This window comes from Clostridium zeae, assembly GCF_017312485.1.
In the GTDB taxonomy this organism is placed as follows: Bacteria; Bacillota; Clostridia; order Clostridiales; family Clostridiaceae; genus Clostridium_AR; species Clostridium_AR zeae.
Genome location: NZ_BMBA01000002.1, coordinates 44,209 through 68,045, shown reverse-complemented (window position 1 = coordinate 68,045; position 23,837 = coordinate 44,209). Strand labels below are relative to the sequence as shown.

The window sequence follows — 23,837 nt, the reverse complement described above, 5'->3', positions numbered from 1 at the left end:
TTTAAATATTTGTGCAAAAAATTAGAATTGTGTGATTATGGTATAAATTACTATTATTTTTTTTGTGAGATAAAAAGGAAAATATATATTTGTGTTGAATAAATAAATATAACCTATACTAAGGAGGGAAGACGGTAGATAAATGCAAAGGACAATCGTAGGTATTGATATTGGTAATGATAATATAAGCGCAAGTGTCGCTAAAGTAAGTGAAAATGATTTTGAAGTTATATGTAGTGTTTATACTCCATCAAAAGGATTATCAAAAGGCAAAATTACAAATCTAAATGATTTAACCGTAAGTCTTAAACAATGTGTTGATGAAATAAAGAAGCAATCAAATATTAATTTTACTTCAGCATTTATAGGCATAAGCTCCTCCGATACTAGGCTTGTAAAAAGTAAAGGGATAGCTTTAAGCAATAAGTTGAATCTGATTACACCTTCAGAGCTTAAGGAGGCAATTTCAGATGCTGAAAAGATAGAAATTGCATCTGATGAAGTAATAATTGATGCGTTTACAGAATCCTTTTGTATAGACGACAGTACTATGGTAGAAGATCCTTTGGCTATGAAAGCCTCGAAGCTTCAAGCAAACTGTTCAGTTATAGTTGGGAAGCGAGATCTAATAAATAGTTATAGAAATGCCTTTAGACTATCAGGTATAAACATTGAAGGTATATATATTAATAACTTAGAATTAAGAAAAATAATTTTAAATGAAAAAACAATTAAAGAGAACGTCCTCATAGTAGATGCTGGTGCAGAGATAATAGAAATTGCATTATATAAAAATAATGAATTAGAATATCTATCTAGCTTACCAGTTGGTGGACAAAATGTGACAAAAGACATTTCTATCTGCTTAGAAATACCTGAAGAGCAGGCTGAACAAGTAAAACAAAATTACAGTGAAAATTATAAAACTTTATATAGAGAACATAGCATTGGTACATTAAAAGCTGAGTCCTTAGATATTGATATAAAGTTATTTAAAGATGTTGTTGAATCTAGAATTGAGGAAATTGTTACATTAATTCAAAAAGATATAAAGGAATCAGGGTATTTGAACGAAATTAGTAATATATACATTTTTGGAAATGGCCTAGCTATGTTTCAAGATGTAAAATACTTTTTTGAAGATAAAATGCGAAAAAAGACGATTATTGTGACAAAAAATCAACTTGAATTACAAAATTCTTGTATAATTAATTCAATTGGTATTGTTAAAGATGCCTATGATAGGTTAAAATTAATCTATGAAGATTCTTATGACAATGGAAGCAATATAAACCATGATAATGAAATTAATAACAAAAAAAAGAAAAGTGGACTTATTCGTAATTTTAAAAGATTAATCGACGATTTTTTCTAAAGGAGGAATTATTTTGTTAGACTTTGATGTTGATATGCAGGAATTTGCAAATATAAAGGTAGTTGGCTGTGGCGGTGGCGGAAGCAACGCTGTTAATAGAATGATTGTTGAAGGTTTGAAGAATGTTGAGTTTATAACAATAAATACTGATAAACAAGCACTTATGTTATCTCATGCTAATCAAAAGATACAAATTGGTGAAAAGTTAACTAAGGGATTAGGTGCAGGTGCTAATCCTGATATAGGGAAAAAAGCTGCTGAAGAAAGCAAAGACGAAATATCAGAAGCTATAAAAGGAGCAGACATGGTTTTCATCACTGCAGGTATGGGTGGTGGAACTGGTACAGGAGCTGCACCAGTAGTAGCTGAAATTGCCAAATCAATGGGGATACTTACAGTTGGTGTAGTAACAAAGCCATTTCCTTTTGAAGGAAGAAGAAGAATGAAGCACGCTGAAATGGGGATTGAAAACCTTAAGCAAAGAGTTGATACTCTTGTTACAATTCCTAATGAAAGATTGCTTACGATGGTAGATAAGAAAACTACATTACTAGATTCTTTTAAGTTAGCTGACGATGTTTTAAGACAAGGTGTACAAGGTATATCTGACTTAATTACAATTCCAGGTCTAGTTAATCTTGACTTTGCGGACGTTAGAGCTGTAATGGTGGACAAAGGTCTTGCACATATGGGTGTTGGTAATGGAAGTGGAGATAATAGAGCTCAAGAAGCTGCTAAGCAAGCTATATCATCACCATTATTAGAGACTTCAATTGTAGGAGCAACAGGTGTATTATTGAATGTAACAGGTGGAGCAGATTTAGGTCTTTTAGAAATAAATGAAGCTGCTGAGATTGTTCAAGAAGCTGCAGATCCAGATGCAAACATCATCTTTGGTGCTGTAATCGATGAGAATTTAAAAGATGAAATAAGAATTACTGTTATAGCAACAGGATTTGAAAAAATAGCTAGAGATGTAGAACCTCCTAAGGAAGAAGTTGCGGCAGAACCAACAGCGGCTAAAGAAGAAGCTGCAGCTACTACTGCAAGTACTCAAAGTTTTGGAGATGAACTAGACATACCAGCTTTTTTGAGAAGAACAAAAAGATAATAATATAAGTATTTAAATTATATGTAAATGATTAATGTAGATATTTAAAATAAGACATGCGAAAGCATGTCTTATTTTTTTGTTCAGAAGAATGATCCCTCAGTTCTACTCTACAAAATTTAGTTGATGATTCCATTAACGCTTAATGGAAACCAAAGTACTTAGTTAGGTCTTATTTAGAACTAGGCTATCTATATATTCTAAAATTCTATCTAGAAGCATATCAATATTTAGAAGAATTTATGACAATTGGTAGAAGTTAAAGGAATTATGGTAATAAATGTAAAATATGACCGTATAAAAAAGTTTGATAGTCATTACATTATGACAAAATTTTAGACTACTTAGTTTTATAATGTTTTTGAGGAGTGAGTTTATGAAGGTATATGTAGATGTAATTCTTTTAGAAAATTTTGTGATTAATCTCTTTCTAATAACAATAACATTACAAACTGTACGGATAAAGTTTTCATTTGTTAGAGCTTCCTTAGGAAGTATCTTAGGCGCCTTCTACACACTATTATATTTTTTCCCAAGTCTAAGTGTGGCAGTCTCTCTTCCGGTTAAGCTACTTATTCCTTTAATCATGATTTTTATAACTTTAGGAAGGCTTAATTTTTTAGTTTTAATTAAAAGCACAGGAATCTTTTTGTTATGGTCCATCTTGCTTTGTGGTTTTATTTTTGCATTTTCATTGATGAACAATCCATATGATTTGTTTTCGGCGTTTACTCTTAAAAATATCTATTTAAAGTATATGCTGTTAGCATTAATGATTATTTATGTTTTTGCTTATAGAACCATAATTTTTATAAGAGATAGAAAATCTTTAACAGATTTCTTTTATGAAATTGAATTCTCAGATAATTCTAAGAACTTCAGGGTTAAAGCATTTTTAGATTCAGGAAATGAGTTAACTGAACCAGCTACAACTTTGCCAGTTATACTAATAAATAAAAATTATTTGGAAGGATTTAGTGGGGAAGGTAAAGGAGCTTTAATCGTACCGTACAAAGTAATAAATGGTGGAAAAGGTAGTTTGGAAGGATTTAGAATGAATCAAATAAAGTTATATAAAGATGATAAATTGATATCCACTAAAGATGCAGTCATATGTTTATGCAAGGATCAGTTCAGCCCATATGATGATTATGGTGCACTATTATCTAGAGGAGTATTATAGAGGGGTGTTATTTACATGATAAGTATTAGCGTTTTAATCAACAGAATATTAACAAAAATGAAGTTGTTTGCAAAAAATATATATTACGTTGGAGGTAATGACGCACTTCCGCCACCTTTAACAAAAGAAGAAGAAGAGAACCTAGTCCTTAAACTTATTGGTGGTGACGATACAATAAGGAGTATACTAATTGAGAGAAATCTTAGATTGGTAGTATATATAGCAAGGAAGTTTGAGAATACTGGAGTAGGTGTAGAAGACTTGATTTCTGTGGGGACAATAGGCTTAATTAAGGCTGTTAATACCTTTAATCCGGAAAAAAAGATAAAGCTAGCTACATATGCATCTAGATGCATTGAAAATGAAATACTTATGTATTTGAGACGAAACAGTAAAGTAAAGGCAGAAATATCCTTCTATGAACCATTAAATATAGATTGGGACGGAAATGAACTATTGTTGTCAGATATTTTAGGAACTGATAACGACATAGTTTATAATTTAATTGAAGATGAGGTAGATAAGCAACTATTGTTCATGGCCATGAAGAATTTAAGTGAGAGAGAGAAGGAAATAGTGAAATTAAGATTTGGTTTGTATGGTGCAAGAGAAAAAACTCAAAAAGAGGTAGCTGATATGCTTGGAATATCACAGTCATACATTTCAAGGTTGGAAAAGAAAATAATTAAAAGACTAAAAAAAGAAATTAATAGAATGGTTTAAATATAAAAATCAAATTGTCAAGTACTTTATAAATAATTATAAATTTTTAAAATCGTATAAAAATGGCTCCCATAGGAAATAATTTTTAATGCAGTAGTATCTATTACTTATAAGGGGTTGATTACACATGATAATCAATAAAGTAGAAATATGCGGAGTCAATACCTCTAAACTTCCTGTTTTGAGGGAAAAAGAAATGAAGGCATTACTTCATCAAATGAAGGATGGAAAACAGGGAGCTAGAGAGATATTTATTAATGGTAATTTACGATTAGTGTTAAGTGTTATTCAAAGATTTAATAATAGAGGCGAAAATGTAGATGATCTATTTCAAGTAGGTTGTATTGGTTTAATGAAAGCTATAGATAACTTTGATTTATCTCAGAATGTTAAATTTTCTACTTATGCAGTTCCAATGATAATAGGAGAAATAAGACGTTATCTAAGAGATAACAATGCCATAAGAGTAAGCAGATCATTAAGAGATATTGCATATAGAGCTTTACTTGTTCGAGATAAATTGGTAAATGATAATAATAAAGAACCTACTATTTCACAAATAGCTAAAGAATTAAAAATACCTAGAGAAGAAGTTGTGTTTGCATTAGATGCTATACAAGATCCAGTATCGTTATTTGAACCTATCTATCATGATGGAGGAGATGCAATCTATGTGATGGATCAAATATCAGATAGTAAAAATCAGGATGATAATTGGCTCGAAAATATTTCTATAAAAGAAGCTATGAAAAAACTAAATGATAGAGAAAAACTTATACTTACCCTTAGATTCTTTAATGGCAGAACCCAGATGGAGGTAGCTGACGAAATTGGTATATCACAAGCTCAGGTATCAAGGCTGGAGAAGACTGCATTAAAGCACATGAGAAAGTATGTTTAGAGCTCGTTTGAGCTCTATTTTTTACTGTAAATTAGGGTATAAAACTTTATAAAAGTGTGACTTTGATATTTAATTATTTTTATAAGAAAGATCATATCATTTTATAACATTATCTATCATATATTTTTATATGGAGGGATGTTAGATGGAATTGAATATGCATTCATTAAATAATCTAAGGGTCATGGAGGTAGTTGATATAAATCTAGGAGCAAAACTTGGCTATATTAGAGATTTAAAGATTGATTGTGATGAAAGTAAAATAGTATCGATATTGATACCTGTCCAGAAAAATAACTGGTTTGGAAAAATGGACATGCTTGAAATACCTTGGGAAGATGTAGTAAAAATTGGTGTAGATGTCATATTGGTTAATAGTAAGGAAAAAACTGTATCAGATATGTAGCAAAAATAGTAATAAGTGTGTATAATAAATATATTATAGATAATCACTTATATGCAAATGAAGGATTTTGGAGTTAGCTTTAGGTTAGCTTATTTAATAAAATTAAGTCAAGGAAGTTGCATTAATGAAAGGGCGTGAATAGCTTGAGATGTCCATACTGCTCATACGAAGAAAGTAAGGTTGTTGATTCTAGATCAACTGAGGATTACACAGCCATAAGACGAAGAAGAGAGTGCTTAAAATGTGGTAAGAGATATACTACTTATGAGAAGGTTGAAGACATACCAACTTTGGTTATAAAGAAAGATTCTACTAGAGAGAATTTTAATAAAGAAAAATTAATCAATGGATTAATAAAAGCATGTCAAAAGAGACCAGTATCTAGAAGGCAAATAGAGGATATTACTGATGATATTGAGAAGACTATAAGTAATAAGATGCTTACAGAGGTTAGCACTGATTACATAGGTGAAATGGTAATGGATAGATTGAAGAATATTGATGAAGTATCTTATGTAAGATTTGCATCAGTATATAGACAATTTAAAGACATAAATACTTTTATGGAAGAAATAAAAAATTTGATGGGATTATCAGAAGAACTACATAAAAAGTAGTTCTTTTATTTCTGTATATGAATATATAATATTTTTTATTCTGGAAAATCTATATATTTTAATGGCTTTGGAAGTTTTTTATGGATATACAGAAATAAATAAAATTTATTCGCCTGCCAGAATTTCTTCACTACGTTCAGAAAAGGCAGATGCGCAAAAAAAGCTCACTGAAAAAAATCGTTTCAGCGACTTTTTTATAGGTATATTAAAGCAATGTATTGAAATCAAATGGTTATTCATCCGATGCTTTAATGAGCTTACGCAAAGAATTAATATGATTTTGTCATATTCCATGGCTAAAACTGTAAACTCACTACGTTCGAACAGTACAGTTTTTTAACGCCATTCCATCTGAAAAAATCATTTAATTCTAATAGCTCGCTCATAGAGCATCTCTTGTATAACCATTTGATTTCAGTAATAGTCTTAAATATAGTATTACTTTAATATATAACATTACCTAGGAAATAAGATTACTTGTTAAATGTTAGTTAAAGTTAGTTAAAATAAATTCGCTTTTGTTTGCTTTATGTAATGATAATGTTAAAATTATAAGTGTAAAGAGCGAAAAAGTTTATTAATTTACCTAAAATGTAAAGGAAGTTAATTTATGAAAGAGAAAATGTTAAATGATTTTCAGATTTTGACCTATGAAGATCCAATAGTAGAATTGGGAGTCACAACGGCTTTTAACAATGCAAACTTTAAGTTTGATACTGAAGAAGGTAGAAATAATTTATTAAAACTTAAAAATGATTTGCAAGTTAAGAAAATTTGTTATTTAAAGCAAATCCACAGTGATAAGATCATTATAGTTAATGATGATGGTATGTTAAACGGTCAAGTTGAAGGGGATTCACTTATTACTTCTAGTGTAGATACTATGATTGGTGTATTTACTGCAGATTGTGTTCCAGTTTTAATATGGGACAGTAATAAAAAAGTAATTGCAGCAGTTCACAGTGGGTGGAAAGGTACTTTTGATAGCATTGTAAAAAAAACAATAGAAGTCATGATTAAAGATTTTAATTGTGAAAGCAGTTCTATTAAAGTTTTTATAGGTCCACATATAAGACAATGTTGTTATGAAGTAAGTGAAGAACTTATAGATAAGTTTAATAAAAACGACCTATATTCAGGAATGGATATCAATGATGGACGATTTTTAAGTCTTGAAAAATGTATTGAGGTTCAGCTAAAATATTTAGGTATAAATAAAGATAATGTAATTAAGAGCGATTTTTGTACTTTATGTGAAAAAAATAAAAAACTACATTCTTATAGAAAAGATGGGGAGCGTTCAGGAAGAATGTTTACCTATATCTATTTTAAATAACGGAGGAACATTATGGCTGATGAAAAAATTCTTATAGTGGATGATGAAGAACATATAGTTGAACTTATGAAATTTAATTTAGAAAATGCAGGATTCAAAATAATAACAGCTTACAATGGAATTGATGCTATAAAGCTTACTAAATCAGAGCATCCTCGTTTAGTATTGTTAGACCTTATGTTACCAGGACTAGATGGATTTGATGTTTGCAAAGAAATAAGAAAAGATTCAATGACTGCTAATATTCCAATTATCATGACTACTGCAAAAGGCGAAGAGCTTGATAAGATATTGGGACTTGAGTTAGGAGCAGATGATTATATAACAAAACCTTTCTCAATAAGAGAACTTGTGGCAAGAGTAAAGGCTGTACTTAGAAGAACTGTAAGTACTCCATCCTTCGAAAAATCCTTGAATATTGGGAATCTTACAATTGATTTCTTAAAGCATGATGTGCTTAGAAATGGCGAAAAAGTAGAGTTAACCTTAAAGGAATTTGAACTTTTAGAAACTTTGGTTCAAAATAGAGGGAAGGTTCTGACAAGAGATATGCTTTTAGACAAGATTTGGGGTTACGAGTATATTGGAGAAACAAGAACAGTAGATGTTCATATAAGACATTTAAGAAAAAAAATTGAGGATGATGATAAAAATCCTAGATTTATAGAAACAATAAGAGGAATTGGATATAGATTTTCAAGCGGAGAATAGTTTATGAAGAAAAAAATAATGTTTTCGGTAATTATTACAATAATATTTTCTTTAGTTGTAGTAACATCTTCTTTTATAGCAATATCTAATTATCAGTATCTAGAGAACTCAAAGGCGAATTTGAAGCATTATAATGATTTGCTTGCAACTTTAATACTTGCAAATGAGCCTGATAAGATAGCTAAACTAAATCAAGTAAAAACTCTTGACAGAGAGATAAGATTTACGTATATAAGCAAAACAGGAGTTGTAGAATTTGATACCGATAAGCGTCTTGAGGATCTTGATAATCATCTTACAAGGGTTGAAATAGCACAGGCTATAAAAAGTGGTGAAGGCTCAAGCGTGCGATTTAGCAAAAGCTTAAATAAAAATCTAGTCTACTATGCAACTAAACTCCAGGATGGCAGTATTGTTAGAACTTCAATACCATTAGATAATGTAAAGATATTTCAAGACACTAACATTAAATACTATCTAATAACTTTGGTATTTGTATTAGTTTTATCAGTAGTTCTTTCTCTAAAATTAACTAGATTTATAGTTGATCCTGTGAAAGAATTGGAGATTATTACAGCAAGAATCGCAAGAGGAGAATTAGATGGTAGAGTTAGAGTGAGTTCTGTTGATGAACTTGGAAGTCTTGGGATGACCTTTAACGAAATGGCGGATAAGCTTGAAGTTACTATGGATGAATTAATAGATAAACAAAATAGACTTGAAGCTATCTTAAAAAGTATGGATAGTGGAGTTATTGCAGTTGATAGAAGTCATAAAGTAATAATGATAAACCCTTATGCTGAAAAAATATTTGGAATAGACAAAGATATAATCGGAGAAACTCTTATGGATCATATAAGAGATTTTGAATTAGACAATGTTTTTGAGACTTCTGATGCATATAAAGAGATTAAAATAATCTGGCCAGAAGAAAGAGAATTAAGGGTAAGAACTGCAGAAATTATCAATGATGGAGATCATATTGGTACTGTTGCAGTTGTTCAAGATATAACTGATATAAAGAAACTTGAAAATATGAGATCGCAATTTGTTGCTAATGTATCTCATGAGCTTAAAACTCCGCTTACATCTATAAAAGGATTCGCTGAAACCTTAAAATATGTAGAGGATGAAGAAAATAGACAAAAGTTTTTAAACATTATAAATGAAGAAGCAGAGAGATTAACAAGACTTATAAATGACATATTATCCTTATCAAACATAGAACAAAATATAGAATGCGCAAAAATAAACTTTAGTGGAGATAGAATAATAGAAGATGTTTATACATTAATGAAAATCGAAGCTGAAAAGAAGAAGATAAAGCTGTCTGCGGATTTAAATAATACTCTATCATTAGTAGGAGATCCGGATAAGTTTAAACAGATGATGATAAACCTTATTGATAATGCTGTGAAGTATTCTGAAGAAGGCGATTCGGTTTTAATAACTTCAAGTAATAAAAACGGTATTATAACTTATACTGTAGAAGATACAGGAATTGGAATACCTAAGAAGGATGTAGCTAGAGTATTTGAAAGATTCTATAGAGTTGATAAAGCTAGATCAAGGGCTAAAGGTGGAACGGGCTTAGGACTCGCTATCGTTAAGCATATAGTTAAGACCTTTAATGGTAATATTGATGTTGAAAGTCAACTTGGAGTAGGGACTAAATTTATCATAAAGATCAAGGGTGCAAAAAAATAAAAAAATGATAAAGACTAAAGGATTTTGAGATAATCATAATTCTTTAGTCTTTTTTTATTCTATAGGAATTTTGTTTTTAATAATTCATTTAATTATGTTTAATAAAGTGTTAATAAAACATAGAAATTTACCTATAGTTAACAATGGTTCACTCAGGCTTAATATTGGTTAATCTTTGCTTAACAGTTTTTATGTAAAATATACATTAGAAACAGATTTTGAACAATAAGAGAAAATAAGCATTATAAAAATGCCTGAAGGGGAGTTATTTGAATGAAAAAAAGGAAGATATCAATAAAAATTGTAACTACAATTAGTCTTTTCCTTATAGTGTTCACGGTTATTACAAATTATTCTATTTATGCTGTTGCAAATAATAAGATAATGAACTCAAACTATAACAACATGAATATTATAACCAGTGAAATAGGGAACAGTTTTAAATCCTCGATAGCATATCAAATAGAAAATTTGAAAAGTATAGGTAAGGAGAATGTTTTAACAGAATACTATGGAAGTAACTTAAGCGAAGAAAAACAAAAGAATTTAAACGAGAGACTAAAGAAGATTTCTACAAGCTATGATGAAGCGATTTTCGTTACTGATAAAAAAGGTGTAATTAAAGCAAGTTCAAATGATCAATATATGAGTTTAGATATCTCAACAAAAGAATACTTTAAAGCTACACAAGAAGGAAAAGAAGCAGTTGGATCTGTGGAGAGTTCAATTATAACTGGAAAGTTTATAGTATACTTCTTAGTTCCAGTAGAAGATCAGTATGGAACAATTGTTGGAGCAGTAGGAAAAGTTCTTGATAGCAGTTATTTCTCGGAAAGATTTAATTCTTTTAAATTCCTTAATACTGGATTTGTTTTTATGGTGGATAGTTCAAATAAAATTGTATATCACCCAGATATGCACAAAATTAATAAACCTATATCTATAAAAGAGATTGCTAGCTTAATCAAAAATCCTCAATATCTAACTAAGGCTAATAGCAATATAGAATTATATAAAGAAAATGGAAAATCAATGGTGGCTGAAACACTTACTATACCAGAACTTAAAATGATGGTTGTACTTGCTGCAAATAAGGCTGAGATTCTTGAAGCTTCTACATATATAGGAAGAGTATTGATTATATTTGGAATTATAGAACAGATAATATTAATTCCTTTAATAATTATTATGATAAATTCAGTACTTAAACCTCTTAAAAATCTGACAAATAGTACAAGAAAAATATCTGAGGGGGATCTTACGGTTTTAAGCAGTGTTAAGAGTAAAGATGAATTAGGGGATTTATCAAATAACTTTGATCAGATGATCGGAAACATAAGAGTTCTAATAAATGAAATAAAAGGTTCAGCAAATGATTTACTTAATATAAATGAATGTTTTTCAGCAGTGCAACAGGATAATCATGAAGGTATGACTTTTATAAAGGAGTCATCCAAGGTGATGGTTGAGGAAACTAGAAATATTGATGAAGCAATAAAATGGTGTATCGAAGGCTTTGAGAGATATGAAGAAAAGTTAAACGAAATTAATGTGAAATCAGAAAAAATGTACAAGCATGCAAGTTCTATTAGAACAGTGAATAGCGAAGGAATGAATTCTATATATGAATTAAGAGATATAGGAAACAATGCAGGTATAAACTTTAATGCCATAAATCAAAGTATAAAAAAACTTATAACAAACTTGAATAGTATAAATACTATAGCTCAAGGAGTAACAAATATATCAACACAGACAAATATATTATCGCTTAATGCTTCAATAGAAGCTGCAAGAGCAGGTGAGTTTGGAAAGAGTTTTTCTGTTGTAGCCGAAGAAATTGGAAAACTCTCAAAGTCTATTGAAGGAGAAATGAAGTCAATTAATAGTTTAATTAAGGTAATAAACAGCAATATAAGTGAGACTTCAGAAAGTATGGATGAGCTTAATAATTTCTTTAATATGCAGGTAGATGTATTAAATATAAGTGTAGATAAGTTTAACACTATCATAAAGAGCACTGACAAGATTATTGGCTATATACAAGATGTTAATTCTAATATAACTGGTATAAATAGTGAGAAAAATGAAATGAATAAAAGATTATCAGATGTTAACACTACATTTGAGGAATTTAACAAAAGTATTGAAGAGGTTTCTGTATCTGTTAACAAACAGTGGGAAGATTCAGCTATGCTGGATGAGGTTAAAAACTCCATGAACCAAACTGTTTACAAGCTTCAGAGCTCTATTTCAAGCTTTAAAGTGGAGTAAAGCTTATTCATAAATTCTACATACTTTGTTAAATAAAATTTACATGGTTGTAAGATTACTTAACAAACAGCTAATACTCACTTAACTTAAGGATAATATAATTTATTATGTAAGGTAAATAAATAATAAATTAGTAAATAAAATTTGGAGGTTATCAAATATGAATAAAAGAAGCTTAAAATTTGGTGTAATTGCATTAGCATTAACTATGGCAACTGGGATTTTCGCAGGCTGTGCGTCAAAGACTGAAGATAAGCCAGCTGCAGATTCAACTAAGCAAGAAAGCGTTGCAGGATCAATAACAATATCAGGTTCAACTGCTTTAAAGCCATTAATCGATAAAGCAGCAGAGAATTTCCAAGCTAAGAATAAAGATGCACAAATAAATTCACAAGGTGGCGGAAGTGGAACAGGGCTTACACAAGTTTTACAAGGCGCAGTTGAAATTGGAGACTCAGATGTTCCAGCTGCTGATAAGTTAAAACCAGAAGAAGCATCACAATTAGTAGATCATCAAGTTGTTGCATTAGGATTTGCAGTAACAGTAAGTAAGGATGTTCCAGTAACTAATTTAACTAAAGCACAAATAGCTGATATATTCTCAGGAAAAGTTACAAACTGGAAAGCTATAGATGGAAAAACTGATTTAGCTATAACTGTTGTTCATAGACCAGCTTCTTCAGGAACAAGAGCAACTTTCATGAAAACTGTTTTAGATGGTAAGAAAGATGTTGAAAATGATAAGATCGGTGTAGTTCAAGATGCTAATGGTTCTGTTAAGACTGCATTAGAAAGCACAAAAGGTTCAATAAGCTATGTAGCTCTTTCATATTTATTAGATGATGAAGCTAAGAAGTCATTAGTACCAGTTTCAATAGAAGGCGTACAACCAACAAAAGATAATATAACTACTGGTAAATATATATTCTGGTCATGGGAACATATGTATACAAAGGGTGAAGCTAAAGATCTTGCAAAAGCATTTATAGAATATATAACAAGTGCTGACAACAAGAAGACTGTTGAAAATTTAGGATTCATCTCAGTTGGAGATATGAAGGTTAAATAGTTAAACATAATTAGCTTTTAAGGCTGGCTTGCGCCAGTCTTAAGGTGTTTCAAGATGTATTAAAAGTGTTAAAACTCTTATGAAATAATGAAATAAGAGTAGGAAATTAGTAGATAAAAATCGTTCTAATAGGCGTAATACTATATTTAAAATTGTTAATAAATAGAAAGCACTTCAATCCGAAAATACAAATTCAATTACGAAGTGGTTAATCTATAAATATTAGATGATGATACTCAACAATAAATATTATGAGGGAAGAGTTATGAAAAAAAGAAGTTTTTGGCAAAAATTAAAATCTGAATATATTGGCAAAGGTTTTGCAGTGTTTTGTGGGCTTTTAATAGTGGTATTGACTCTATCCATTATATTTTTTATAGCGTCAAAAGGCTTAAGTTTGTTCACAAAAGATAGATATTCTATATTTAAATTCTTATTTAGCACAGAGTGGACACCAAATGCAGATTCACCTCAATTTGGTGCTTTGACATTGATTTTAGGATCAACAGCAGTTGCGATAGGATCAGTAATAGTGAGTACACCAATTGCTATATCTCTTGCAATTTTTATGAATATGATATCTACAAAATATGGTAAAAAGATTCTCCAACCAGCTTTAGAACTTTTTGTAGGGATACCTTCTGTTGTATATGGCTGGATTGGCTTAAGTGTACTTGTACCTATAATACGTAATAATTTTCATGGTGATGGGTCAAGTCTTTTAGCAGGTATTTTGGTGCTAAGTGTAATGATTCTTCCAACTATCGCATCATTATCTTCTGATGCAATAAGGACTATACCTAACGACTACATTGAAGCAGCTTATGGCTTGGGGTCAACTAGATGGCAAACTATATATAAAGTAGTTGTTCCAGCTGCAAAGAGTGGAGTTCTTACTGCGGTAGTACTTGGTCTTGCTAGAGCTTTTGGTGAAGCTCTTGCAGTTCAAATGGTTATTGGAAATACATTAAAGCTTCCAACAAATCTTCTTCAATCAACAACTACACTTACAAGCGTACTTACAATGGATATGGCAAATACTGCTTTTGGATCTGAGTGGAACAATGCTTTATGGTCATTAGCGTTAATGCTTTTAATAATATCCTTTATATTTATAGTTATAGTTAGAAAAATAGGAAGAAGAGGTGAAGCATAATGAAGGCAAAAACCGCAGATAAAATAGCTACTTCAATACTTTATATAATCTCTGTATCAATTGTTTTGCTTTTAATATCCTTCTTAGGTTATATTATATACAAGGGCGCTGGGATGATTAGTTTTAATTTTTTATTCGGCCAGCCTAAAAACGGAGCAGCAGGCGGTGGTATTGGCCCACAGCTATTTAACTCCTTTTACATGTTAATAGTATCTCTTATAATTACCGTTCCTATTGGACTAGGTGCTGGTATTTATCTTTCAGAATATGCAGGACAAGGAAGATTCGTTAATTTCTTAAGACTATGTATAGAAACTATGTCTTCACTTCCTTCGATCGTTGTTGGGCTTTTTGGCCTTTTAGTATTTGTTACTCTTGCGGGATGGAAGTATTCTGTTTTAGCGGGTGCTTTATCAGTTAGTATATTAAACCTTCCGTCTATGACAAGAGTAAGTGAAAATGCTATAAGAGAAGCTTCAAAAAAAGTAAAAGAGGCAAGTGTTGGTCTTGGTGCAACAAGATTTCAAACTATAAGAAAGATAACTCTTCCTTATGCTATGCCGCAAATATTAACAGGAATTATTCTAGCTGCAGGAAGAATTTTTGGTGAAGCAGCAGCTTTCTTATATACAGCAGGTATGAGTGCACCTTTATTTAGATTTGGTAGATTTTCGCTTTTTGGTATGAGTGCTGCTGATAAGATGTCTGCATATGATGTATTCAGGCCTGCAGAAACTTTAGCGGTTCATATATGGAAACTTAAATCAGAAGGTTCAGTACCAGATGCTACTCAAATTGCGAATGGTGCTTCAGCAGTTTTAATAATAATGGTGCTTTTATTTAATATAATTTCAAGATTAGTAGGTAATGCACTGTATAAGTCTTATAGTGGTAAGTAGGAGGATATAACATGTCAATAATTTCAACGAATAATTTAAATTTATATTATGGAAATAATCATGCACTTAAGGGGATAAGCCTTGATATAGAACCTAATACAGTAACTGCACTTATCGGACCTTCTGGTTGTGGTAAGTCAACTTTCTTAAGAACTTTGAATAGAATGAATGATCTTATAGATTCCGTTAGAATAGAAGGAGATGTATTCTTCGAAGGCAGAAATATTTACAATGATTTTGATGAAATTGAACTTAGAAAGAGGGTAGGAATGGTTTTCCAAAGACCAAATCCATTCCCTATGTCTATCTATGATAATATAGCTTATGGACCAAGAATTCATGGAATAAAGAATAAAGCTAAGTTAGATGAAATAATCGAAAAAAGTCTTAGAGGAGCAGCTCTATGGGATGAGGTTAAGGATAGATTAAAGAAAAGCGCTTTAGGTCTTTCCGGTGGTCAACAGCAAAGACTTTGTATAGCAAGAACTCTTGCAGTAGAACCAGAAGTTCTTTTAATGGATGAACCAACTTCTGCACTTGATCCTATCTCAACGAATAAAATAGAAGAACTAATGGATACACTAAAAAAGACATATACTGTTATAATTGTAACTCACAATATGCAGCAAGCAGGAAGAATTGCGGATAATACAGCCTTTTTCCTTACAGGAGAAGTAGTAGAATACGGAAAAACAGATGATATATTCTATAAGCCAAGAGATAAGAGAACAGAAGATTATATAACAGGTAGATTCGGTTAAAATTACTTTATGAGGTGATATAAATGACAAGAACATCTTTCGATTATGGTTTACAGCTTTTACATGATGATCTAGTTAAAATGGGAAGCATTGTAGAAAAACAAATACACGGTTCAGTTGAATCCTTAGTTAATCAGGATCTGGAATTAGCTGAAAGAATAATAAAAGGCGACGATTTAGTTGATGATCTTCAAAGAGAAATTGAAGATAAGTGTATAAAGTTAATTGGTAGGGAGCAGCCTTTAGCAAAAGATTTGAGAAATATATTTACAACTACAAAGATAGTTACAGATCTTGAAAGAATGGCTGACCATGCAGTTGATATAGCAAAGATAACAAGAAGACTTAAAGATGAAAAGTATATTAAAAAGTTAATAGATATACCAAAAATAGCGACAGTTGTACAAGAAATGATTAAGCTTTCTATAGATGCTTATATAGAAGGGGATTCAGATAAAGCATATGAGATTTGTAAGATGGATGATGAAGTAGATGCCGTATATAAAAAGGTATTTACTGAACTTTTAGCATATATGAATTCTCATCACGAAACAGTGACTCAAGCAAGTCAATTATTATTTGTATGCAAATACTTAGAAAGAATAGCTGATCATGTTACTAATATATGTGAATGGACTATCTATCTTGTAACTGGTAACTTTGTTGATCTTAATGAATAATGATTGAACAAAATTTAGAATTTATTAATAAAACATTGAGATAGTATGTAAATTTTTTTCGTATATAAATTAAGAGTCTAATTTATATGCGTAACAATTCAACTAGGGTATTTAATAGATATATGTTTATTAAATATAAAAATAGCTTGAAATCCTTAAGGATATTCGAGCTATTTTTTACTGTACTGGAAAATAAAAAAATCTTATGCAGATTAAACCTAGATACTTCAATGCTTTCAGAAGCTTTTTATGGCTATACAGTAAAAAAATAAAATTTATTCGTCTGCCAAATTTTCCTCATATTCATTCGGAAAGGCAGATGCGCAAAAAAGCTCTCTGAAGAAGGTCGCTTCATCGACTTTTTTACTGTATTGGAAAGTATATAATTATATATGAGTATGCATTTAAAATTAAATGATTTTTAATAATAATTGTTAAGATAATATATAACTTGTTATGAAAATGGATAAAATTTATAATGAATTGGTTTTTTATACTATAAGTATTGGAAATTTAGAGCTGTATTAGAATGTGTATGAAGCGTTAATTGTTGACTACTAAGGGCTAATAGGGTATATTACATATTGAAGTATTTTTCAGGAGTGAAAAAAATGAAAAACAAAATTGCGAAGATTCTTCCTGGTGGAATAGCAGAAGAATTAGGAATTGAAGTTGGAGATTATTTAATTTCAATAAATGAAACAGAAGTAAATGATGTTATAGACTATAAGTTTTTAATGGCAGAGGAATACTTGGATGTAGAAGTAGAAAAACCAGACGGTGAAGTTTGGGTTTATGAAATAGAAAAAGAATATGATGAAGACTTAGGTGTGGAATTTGAGGCTTCAATAATGGATAAGGCAAAAAGCTGTTCTAATAAATGCATATTCTGTTTTATAGATCAATTACCTACGGGTATGAGAGATACTTTATATTTTAAAGACGATGACTCAAGACTTTCATTTCTTCAAGGTAACTTTGTAACCTTAACAAATATGAAGGACTGTGACATAGATAGAATAATAAGATACAGAATAAGTCCGATTAATGTATCAGTACATACAACCAATCCAGAGCTTAGAGTTAAGATGTTAAACAACAGATTTGCTGGTAATGTTTATGACAGGCTTAAGAGACTAGCAGAGGCTGGTATTGAGATGAATGCTCAAATAGTAGTTGTACCAGGTGTTAATAATGGTGAAGAGCTTCAAAGGACAGTTTTAGATTTATATAAGCTATATCCTTCTATTCAAAATATAGCTGCAGTTCCAATCGGTATAACCAAGCATAGAGAAGGACTTGCAAAGTTAGATATTTTTGAGGGTGACAGTGCGAGAAAAGAAATTGAGCTGGTAGAGAAACTACAAGAGAAGTTCATAAAAGAAATAGGTTCACCTTTTGTGAGATTATCTGACGAGTTTTATGTTTTAAGTAATTATGACATACCAAATGAAGATTTCTACGATGGATATCATCAGATAGAAGATGGCGTAGGTGTTATAAGAATGCTTAGAAATACCATCGATAGAGATATATCAGAACTAAAAGACAATATAAATGGCCATTTCGCTATTGCTACAGGTGTTTCTGCCTATGATGAAGTAAAAAAAGTAGCAGATAGCATTATGAATAAAAACAATAATATAAAAATTGATGTTTATAAAGTTATAAATCATTTCTTTGGAGAAACTATTACAGTAAATGGACTTTTAACTGGTAAAGATATTATAAATCAGCTAAAAGAAAGCCTTGAAGCACCATACCTTATAATGGCAGATAATATGTTCAGAAAAGGTTATGAATTAGGCGATTCTCAGGATAAGATAATGCTTGATGATCTAAAGATAAAAGATGTTGAAGAGCAGCTAGATGTGAAAGTCATTGTATGTGATTACACTGGAGAAGACTTGATACAAATTATAAACACATATTGTGAGGAGGAATAAACATGGGAAAACCAATAGTTGCTATAGTTGGACGTCCAAATGTAGGGAAATCTACATTGTTTAATAAATTAGCAGGAAAAAGAATATCTATAGTTCAGGATACACCTGGAGTTACTAGAGATAGAGTTTATGCAGAGGCTGAGTGGTTAACTTACAAGTTTACTATGATAGATACAGGTGGTATTGAACCTGAAAGTGAAGATATAATAGTAAAACAAATGAGAAGACAGGCACAAATAGCTATTGAAACTGCAGATGTTATAGTGTTTATAGTTGACGGTAAGGAAGGACTTACTGCAGCAGATAAAGAAGTTTCTCAAATGCTTAGAAAGAGTAAAAAACCTGTTGTACTTGTTGTAAACAAGATCGATAATTTAAAAGATGAAGCTAATGCTTATGAGTTCTATAATTTAGGTATAGGTGATCCTATAACAATATCAGCAACTCAAGGTCTTGCACTTGGAGATATGCTTGACAGAGTGGTAGAACACTTTAAAGAGCTTGGAACAGATGATGAAGAAGATGAATTTGTAAGAATAGCTATGGTTGGTAAACCAAACGTAGGTAAGTCATCACTTATAAATAAACTTCTAGGAGAAGATAGAGTTATTGTTAGTGATGTTCCTGGAACTACTAGAGACTCTATAGATAGCTATCTTGAAACAGATGAAGGTAAGTTTATACTTATTGATACTGCTGGTCTTAGAAGAAAAAGCAAGGTTAAGGAAGAAATTGAAAAGTACAGTGTAATAAGAACTTACGCTTCAATTGAAAGAGCAGATGTTGTTATACTTATGCTTGATGCTCAAGAAGGTGTTACTGATCAAGATGAAAAAATTATAGGTTTTGCTCATGAAATGAATAAAGCTATAATGGTTATAGTAAATAAGTGGGATTTGATTGAAAAAGATGATAAGACAATGAATACTTATCTAAAAGATCTTCAATCAAACTTAAAATTCTTATCCTACTCACCTTTCTTATTTATATCAGCATTAACTGGTCAAAGGGTGCATAAGGTACTAGAGATGGCTAAGGGCTGTTATGATAACTACTCAAAGAGAATATCAACAGGTATACTTAATGAGGTTATAAATAGAGCTGTACTTATGAAAGAACCACCAGTAGTTGGACTTAAAAGACTTAAGATATACTATGCAACTCAAGTTGCAAACAAACCACCTAAATTTATATTCTTTGTAAATGACAGCAATGCTTTACATTTTTCTTACGGAAGATATCTTGAAAATCAGCTAAGAGAAAGCTTTGATTTTAAGGGAACAGGATTAGAAATAGAGTATAGAGAAAGGAAGGAATAAAAGTATGAATAAGGTGACTTTTTTAGGAGGAGGAAGCTTTGGCACAGCTTTATCAATATTATTAGCCAAAAAGGGTGTAACGGTGTCTATCTGGGACAGAGATAAAGAGGTTGTTGATGAGATAAACAACAAAAGAACAAATGATAGATACATCAAGGAGTTACACATTCCTGAAAATGTCACTGCCTATTACGATTTAGAAGAGGCGCTTAAGGATACAGAATGCTTAGTGCTAGCAGTACCTTCCCATGTTATAAGAAATGCTTGTAAATCACTAAAAGGAAGGCTTCCAGAAGATATAGTGGTTGTAAGTATAGCTAAAGGAATTGAAGAAGGTTCTGATTTAAGATTATCAGAAGTAATAGAGCAGGAGCTTAATAATCCAATAGTAGTTTTATCTGGACCTTCTCACGCAGAAGAAGTTGCCTTAGAATACCCAACTACTTTAGTTGCAAGTTCTAAAGATATGTCATCTGCTGAAAAAGTGCAGGACTTATTTATGGCTCCACATCTTAGAATATATACTAATGATGATTTAGTTGGTGTAGAAATAGGTGGAGCAGTAAAAAATATCATAGCTTTAGCTGCTGGAGTTTGTGATGGCATAGGTTACGGAGATAATGCTAAAGCGGCGCTTATGACTAGGGGTATGATGGAGATAAGTAAAATAGGATTTAAACTTGGTGGAAAGATGGAAACTTTCTTTGGACTGACAGGTATGGGGGATCTTATAGTAACTTGTACAAGTATGCACTCTAGAAATAGAAGAGCTGGAATATTAATTGGTCAAGGTAAGAGCCTTGCTGAAGCAGAAAAAGAAGTAGGAATGGTTGTTGAAGGGGTTAAAGCCTGCAGAGCTTTCTACGAATTAAAAGAAAAATTAGATGTTGATATGCCAATTACTGATATTCTTCATAGGATACTTTTTGACGGATTGAGCCCAAATGAAGCAGTTAGTGGACTTATGGAAAGAGATAAGAAATCAGAAAAATATCAATAATTAATATCGATGATTAAAGACTTGCTTTTAACCCAACCTACAGATAGGTACATCTGTAGGGATGATATGGAGATGGAGGCAAGTCTTTTTATTTTTTTGAAAGTATTAATTTATAAATTCAATTATCCCTAGTACTATAAGTAATATACCAGATACAAGTGGAGCGTACTTTCCAAAAAGTTTTCCTATTATATTGCTACCTAATGCTTGACCCAATATTATAGTAGCAATACTTAGTATAAATGTTAAGACCGTTGTTAAAGGTACACTTATACCTGTTATACTAGCTGCTATGCCTGTACCTAAATTATTAAAGGTTAATCCAAGAGCAACAAAAATAGATTCTCTGGTACCTATATCACCAGATTTATCAGTATCGGATTTTTCTGCATATTCTACCATAGCTTTAATATCTTTTAAAGCTAAATCTTTTGAAGTAACATTACTTGAAAATTTTCTTATACTTTGAATAACGAAGTACACGCCTAAAATTATTATTATTATAGCTCCCAATTTATTTGCTATGGAGTTAGATAGAAATTTTGAAATGAATAACCCCAAGAACATGGATAAAAAAGTTCCAGTAGCAGTAATACCAGCTATTAAAAGATTATTTAAAAAATATATCTTGATTTTTTTTATGCCATAAGCCATCCCAATAACTAGGTTATCCAGATTTGAAGATAGGCTAAAAAGTAAGGCAGATAGAAAAAATATCATGGATTCTCTCCTTTTTAACTATGAGTAAATTAAGGTTTAAAATAATGTTTTGTTAATTGTCTTACACCTTAATATATGGGATACAAATACATATTGTGAATATATATTCTAGGTCGACTAAATTGAGGATTGAAGTAGCTTGAACTATATGGTAATTAATTATATAATCAAGTAAATGAATACTTTGTAATAAATTGCTAGAAAGGAATAGGCGAATGGAATTTTTTTATGATTTTTTATATTGTGTTATTGCAATGATAATATCACAAGTTGTATTTTGTGTAATATTTGGTGCGTTAGATCAAAGTATATTGCAGGTGTTTAAACCAATTAAAAAAATAGTAAATAAGTTGAGAAGAAAAGCATTAATAAGAAATATTAGTTTTTTAATAATAATAGTCTTATCTGTTTTATTAAAAGATTTCTTTAAATTAGGTGATATAGGACTTGGAATTATAATAGGTTTTTTTATTAGTTTGACTGATGTTATTTTTGAGACTGGAATGGCTGCACCTAGAAAGAATAAATAGGTTAAGACATAAATGAATTTTATATAAGAACACTATAATAAAACAAAGCCAGAGGGCATAAACTTTTAGAAAGATATATTAGTTTTTATAAAGTAAAGACCATGCATAAATTATGGACGAGACTCCTTTACATGCATGGTCTTTTCTTAAGTTGTTTTTTAGGATATTTACTTATTTCTCAGTATCATCAAAGGGTACAGTAGTTTTGAAGACCAGTTTTTATCTTTGTGAAACTCTGGTATTAATGAATCGCTTCCATCACCTTCAATGTCTGAAGATTCAACAGTTAAGTTCGAAGAGGTTGATAAGCCAAAAGAACCAGATGTTGATGATGAAGTAAGTATTTTATCATGTTCACTTGATTTTTTTCTTTTCATAAAAACACCTCCAAGCTTAGTATGTTCATTTGGTATTTTATTATTAAAGATGTACTAACTCAATCTGAAATGACTATATTCCATTTTATATAATATTTTGAGATTGATTGTATTATATTTTGCGAGGCTATCACTAATACAGTTCCATATAAATAAATGAACATATAAATATATAGAAAAATTAGCTATATCATAAAACTAAATAATGATAAAAATGCTTATAAATAATTAAGCTTATGATGTATTATGTATATAAGAGAGTTTTTGTTTTTTATGAGTTTATTTAAATTATTAATTTTGGGGTGAAAACATGGAAATAAGCTTAATGACTATTGAGGATTATGATAAAGTATATAAACTATGGACCAACACTTCAGGTATGGGGATGAGAAGTGTAGATGATTCCTTGCAAGGAATTAATAAGTTTATTAAGAGAAATCCTACAACTAATTTTATTGTAAAGGTAGAAGATGAAGTTGTAGGAGTAATATTATGTGGTCATGATGGAAGAAGAGGATATATCTATCATACCGCAGTAAGTAGTGAATATCGAGGTAAGGGAGTTGGAAGAGCTTTAGTTCAAGCTGTGCTTGAAGCCCTAAGAAAAGAAGAAATAAATAAAGTTGCACTTGTTGCTTTTGCTTCAAATGACTTGGGAAATAAGTTTTGGCATTCAATTGGTTTCGAAAAAAGAGATGATTTAGTTTATAGAAACTTAAGCATTAACCACAACAATAATTAAGATCAGCAGATTTATATAGAGGACAACAAATTTTGTTTGAAGGATAGTAGGAACAGAAAAATTTTAACTATCTATATACTGATTAATTAAATATATTATGAAGTTGAAGAATCTTTTAAGATATGATAACATTTATCTGTATATTAAAATGAAGAAATGTATAAATAGTAGTTTAGTTTTCTAGGGTTCCGCAGTATTTTTCTGGCAGGTCCAAGAGAAAACGCACAGATATTGTGTACACGGAAGGATAAAAGCCTGGGAGATATTTTTTATAATATTTCCATAGGCTTTTTT

The 23,837-nt window shown here is 30.6% G+C and carries 23 protein-coding genes and 1 riboswitch; of the genes, 21 read left to right on the top strand and 2 right to left on the bottom strand.

Annotation, left to right across the window (positions count from 1 at the left end; genetic code table 11):
• The first annotated feature begins 142 nt into the window (after nucleotides 1-142).
• The 19 genes from ftsA to J3477_RS09620 all read left to right on the top strand — a co-directional run bounded on the left by ftsA (nucleotide 143) and on the right by J3477_RS09620 (nucleotide 21,174).
• On the top strand, nucleotides 143-1,375 hold the full coding sequence (ftsA, locus tag J3477_RS09710) for a cell division protein FtsA (RefSeq protein WP_206869771.1): 1,233 nt from the start codon (nucleotides 143-145) through the stop codon (nucleotides 1,373-1,375).
• A 13-nt stretch (nucleotides 1,376-1,388) separates the two neighbouring features.
• A complete protein-coding gene (gene ftsZ / locus J3477_RS09705) occupies nucleotides 1,389-2,486 on the top strand; it encodes a cell division protein FtsZ (RefSeq protein WP_206869770.1) in 1,098 nt (365 codons plus the stop codon).
• 376 nt (nucleotides 2,487-2,862) lie between these two features.
• A complete protein-coding gene (locus J3477_RS09700) occupies nucleotides 2,863-3,669 on the top strand; it encodes a sigma-E processing peptidase SpoIIGA (RefSeq protein WP_206869769.1) in 807 nt (268 codons plus the stop codon).
• A gap of 15 nt (nucleotides 3,670-3,684) precedes the next feature.
• On the top strand, nucleotides 3,685-4,392 hold the full coding sequence (gene sigE, locus J3477_RS09695; protein WP_183276815.1) for an RNA polymerase sporulation sigma factor SigE: 708 nt from the start codon (nucleotides 3,685-3,687) through the stop codon (nucleotides 4,390-4,392).
• A 127-nt stretch (nucleotides 4,393-4,519) separates the two neighbouring features.
• Nucleotides 4,520-5,293: an RNA polymerase sporulation sigma factor SigG gene (sigG, locus tag J3477_RS09690; protein WP_206869768.1), complete on the top strand. Its 774-nt coding sequence runs from the start codon at nucleotides 4,520-4,522 to the stop codon at nucleotides 5,291-5,293.
• A 145-nt stretch (nucleotides 5,294-5,438) separates the two neighbouring features.
• Nucleotides 5,439-5,699 carry a YlmC/YmxH family sporulation protein gene (locus J3477_RS09685; protein WP_206869767.1) on the top strand — a complete coding sequence of 87 codons (261 nt, stop codon included), beginning with the start codon at nucleotides 5,439-5,441 and terminating at the stop codon, nucleotides 5,697-5,699.
• Nucleotides 5,700-5,842: 143 nt separating this feature from the next.
• On the top strand, nucleotides 5,843-6,316 hold the full coding sequence (gene nrdR / locus J3477_RS09680) for a transcriptional regulator NrdR (protein WP_206869766.1): 474 nt from the start codon (nucleotides 5,843-5,845) through the stop codon (nucleotides 6,314-6,316).
• A 610-nt stretch (nucleotides 6,317-6,926) separates the two neighbouring features.
• A complete protein-coding gene (gene pgeF, locus J3477_RS09675; protein ID WP_206869765.1) occupies nucleotides 6,927-7,652 on the top strand; it encodes a peptidoglycan editing factor PgeF in 726 nt (241 codons plus the stop codon).
• 12 nt (nucleotides 7,653-7,664) lie between these two features.
• Nucleotides 7,665-8,363 carry a winged helix-turn-helix domain-containing protein gene (locus J3477_RS09670; protein WP_200274263.1) on the top strand — a complete coding sequence of 233 codons (699 nt, stop codon included), beginning with the start codon at nucleotides 7,665-7,667 and terminating at the stop codon, nucleotides 8,361-8,363.
• A gap of 3 nt (nucleotides 8,364-8,366) precedes the next feature.
• Nucleotides 8,367-10,070 carry a two-component system histidine kinase PnpS gene (gene pnpS / locus J3477_RS09665; protein WP_206869764.1) on the top strand — a complete coding sequence of 568 codons (1,704 nt, stop codon included), beginning with the start codon at nucleotides 8,367-8,369 and terminating at the stop codon, nucleotides 10,068-10,070.
• Nucleotides 10,071-10,343: 273 nt separating this feature from the next.
• A complete protein-coding gene (locus J3477_RS09660; RefSeq protein WP_206869763.1) occupies nucleotides 10,344-12,344 on the top strand; it encodes a methyl-accepting chemotaxis protein in 2,001 nt (666 codons plus the stop codon).
• A gap of 160 nt (nucleotides 12,345-12,504) precedes the next feature.
• Nucleotides 12,505-13,413, top strand: coding sequence for a phosphate ABC transporter substrate-binding protein (locus J3477_RS09655; RefSeq protein ID WP_206869762.1), 909 nt, complete (start codon nucleotides 12,505-12,507; stop codon nucleotides 13,411-13,413).
• A gap of 265 nt (nucleotides 13,414-13,678) precedes the next feature.
• Nucleotides 13,679-14,569: a phosphate ABC transporter permease subunit PstC gene (gene pstC / locus J3477_RS09650; RefSeq protein ID WP_206869761.1), complete on the top strand. Its 891-nt coding sequence runs from the start codon at nucleotides 13,679-13,681 to the stop codon at nucleotides 14,567-14,569.
• Entirely contained in the window at nucleotides 14,569-15,468 is a 900-nt protein-coding gene (gene pstA, locus J3477_RS09645) for a phosphate ABC transporter permease PstA (RefSeq protein WP_206869760.1), read from the top strand. The genes pstC and pstA overlap by 1 nt, the downstream gene beginning before the upstream one ends.
• 11 nt (nucleotides 15,469-15,479) lie before the next feature.
• On the top strand, nucleotides 15,480-16,229 hold the full coding sequence (gene pstB, locus J3477_RS09640; RefSeq protein WP_183276825.1) for a phosphate ABC transporter ATP-binding protein PstB: 750 nt from the start codon (nucleotides 15,480-15,482) through the stop codon (nucleotides 16,227-16,229).
• 23 nt (nucleotides 16,230-16,252) lie between these two features.
• A complete protein-coding gene (gene phoU, locus J3477_RS09635) occupies nucleotides 16,253-16,909 on the top strand; it encodes a phosphate signaling complex protein PhoU (RefSeq protein ID WP_206869759.1) in 657 nt (218 codons plus the stop codon).
• A 611-nt stretch (nucleotides 16,910-17,520) separates the two neighbouring features.
• A complete protein-coding gene (locus J3477_RS09630; RefSeq protein ID WP_206869758.1) occupies nucleotides 17,521-18,855 on the top strand; it encodes a DUF512 domain-containing protein in 1,335 nt (444 codons plus the stop codon).
• A gap of 2 nt (nucleotides 18,856-18,857) precedes the next feature.
• A complete protein-coding gene (gene der / locus J3477_RS09625; RefSeq protein ID WP_206869757.1) occupies nucleotides 18,858-20,174 on the top strand; it encodes a ribosome biogenesis GTPase Der in 1,317 nt (438 codons plus the stop codon).
• Nucleotides 20,175-20,178: 4 nt separating this feature from the next.
• Entirely contained in the window at nucleotides 20,179-21,174 is a 996-nt protein-coding gene (locus tag J3477_RS09620) for an NAD(P)H-dependent glycerol-3-phosphate dehydrogenase (protein WP_206869756.1), read from the top strand.
• A 105-nt stretch (nucleotides 21,175-21,279) separates the two neighbouring features.
• On the opposite strand, the gene J3477_RS09615 is transcribed toward J3477_RS09620, so the two are convergent.
• Entirely contained in the window at nucleotides 21,280-21,894 is a 615-nt protein-coding gene (locus tag J3477_RS09615) for an MntP/YtaF family protein (RefSeq protein WP_206869755.1), read from the bottom strand.
• A 215-nt stretch (nucleotides 21,895-22,109) separates the two neighbouring features.
• Between J3477_RS09615 and J3477_RS09610 the strand changes: the two genes are divergently transcribed.
• A complete protein-coding gene (locus J3477_RS09610; RefSeq protein WP_206869754.1) occupies nucleotides 22,110-22,424 on the top strand; it encodes a hypothetical protein in 315 nt (104 codons plus the stop codon).
• A gap of 167 nt (nucleotides 22,425-22,591) precedes the next feature.
• Here J3477_RS09610 and J3477_RS09605 read toward each other — a convergent pair whose 3' ends face one another.
• Nucleotides 22,592-22,801 carry a hypothetical protein gene (locus tag J3477_RS09605; RefSeq protein WP_206869753.1) on the bottom strand — a complete coding sequence of 70 codons (210 nt, stop codon included), beginning with the start codon at nucleotides 22,799-22,801 and terminating at the stop codon, nucleotides 22,592-22,594.
• A gap of 310 nt (nucleotides 22,802-23,111) precedes the next feature.
• On the opposite strand from J3477_RS09605, the gene J3477_RS09600 reads away from it, so the two are divergent.
• Nucleotides 23,112-23,543 (top strand): GNAT family N-acetyltransferase, encoded by a 432-nt coding sequence (locus J3477_RS09600; protein WP_206869752.1) that lies wholly within the window; start codon nucleotides 23,112-23,114, stop codon nucleotides 23,541-23,543.
• Between the two features lie 169 nt (nucleotides 23,544-23,712).
• A riboswitch (guanidine-I (ykkC/yxkD leader) is annotated at nucleotides 23,713-23,807 on the top strand.
• The last annotated feature ends 30 nt before the right edge of the window (nucleotides 23,808-23,837 follow it).

Bases quoted from the DNA above. Each gene is read 5' to 3' on its own strand.
- ftsA (WP_206869771.1), top strand. From the start codon at position 143: ATGCAAAGGACAATCGTAGGTATTGATATTGGTAATGATAATATAAGC.
- J3477_RS09700 (WP_206869769.1), top strand. From the start codon at position 2,863: ATGAAGGTATATGTAGATGTAATTCTTTTAGAAAATTTTGTGATTAAT.
- sigE (WP_183276815.1), top strand. From the start codon at position 3,685: ATGATAAGTATTAGCGTTTTAATCAACAGAATATTAACAAAAATGAAG.
- sigG (WP_206869768.1), top strand. From the start codon at position 4,520: ATGATAATCAATAAAGTAGAAATATGCGGAGTCAATACCTCTAAACTT.
- J3477_RS09685 (WP_206869767.1), top strand. From the start codon at position 5,439: ATGGAATTGAATATGCATTCATTAAATAATCTAAGGGTCATGGAGGTA.
- pgeF (WP_206869765.1), top strand. From the start codon at position 6,927: ATGAAAGAGAAAATGTTAAATGATTTTCAGATTTTGACCTATGAAGAT.
- J3477_RS09670 (WP_200274263.1), top strand. From the start codon at position 7,665: ATGGCTGATGAAAAAATTCTTATAGTGGATGATGAAGAACATATAGTT.
- pnpS (WP_206869764.1), top strand. From the start codon at position 8,367: ATGAAGAAAAAAATAATGTTTTCGGTAATTATTACAATAATATTTTCT.
- J3477_RS09660 (WP_206869763.1), top strand. From the start codon at position 10,344: ATGAAAAAAAGGAAGATATCAATAAAAATTGTAACTACAATTAGTCTT.
- J3477_RS09655 (WP_206869762.1), top strand. From the start codon at position 12,505: ATGAATAAAAGAAGCTTAAAATTTGGTGTAATTGCATTAGCATTAACT.
- pstC (WP_206869761.1), top strand. From the start codon at position 13,679: ATGAAAAAAAGAAGTTTTTGGCAAAAATTAAAATCTGAATATATTGGC.
- pstA (WP_206869760.1), top strand. From the start codon at position 14,569: ATGAAGGCAAAAACCGCAGATAAAATAGCTACTTCAATACTTTATATA.
- pstB (WP_183276825.1), top strand. From the start codon at position 15,480: ATGTCAATAATTTCAACGAATAATTTAAATTTATATTATGGAAATAAT.
- phoU (WP_206869759.1), top strand. From the start codon at position 16,253: ATGACAAGAACATCTTTCGATTATGGTTTACAGCTTTTACATGATGAT.
- J3477_RS09630 (WP_206869758.1), top strand. From the start codon at position 17,521: ATGAAAAACAAAATTGCGAAGATTCTTCCTGGTGGAATAGCAGAAGAA.
- der (WP_206869757.1), top strand. From the start codon at position 18,858: ATGGGAAAACCAATAGTTGCTATAGTTGGACGTCCAAATGTAGGGAAA.
- J3477_RS09620 (WP_206869756.1), top strand. From the start codon at position 20,179: ATGAATAAGGTGACTTTTTTAGGAGGAGGAAGCTTTGGCACAGCTTTA.
- J3477_RS09615 (WP_206869755.1), bottom strand. From the start codon at position 21,894: ATGATATTTTTTCTATCTGCCTTACTTTTTAGCCTATCTTCAAATCTG.
- J3477_RS09610 (WP_206869754.1), top strand. From the start codon at position 22,110: ATGGAATTTTTTTATGATTTTTTATATTGTGTTATTGCAATGATAATA.
- J3477_RS09605 (WP_206869753.1), bottom strand. From the start codon at position 22,801: ATGAAAAGAAAAAAATCAAGTGAACATGATAAAATACTTACTTCATCA.
- J3477_RS09600 (WP_206869752.1), top strand. From the start codon at position 23,112: ATGGAAATAAGCTTAATGACTATTGAGGATTATGATAAAGTATATAAA.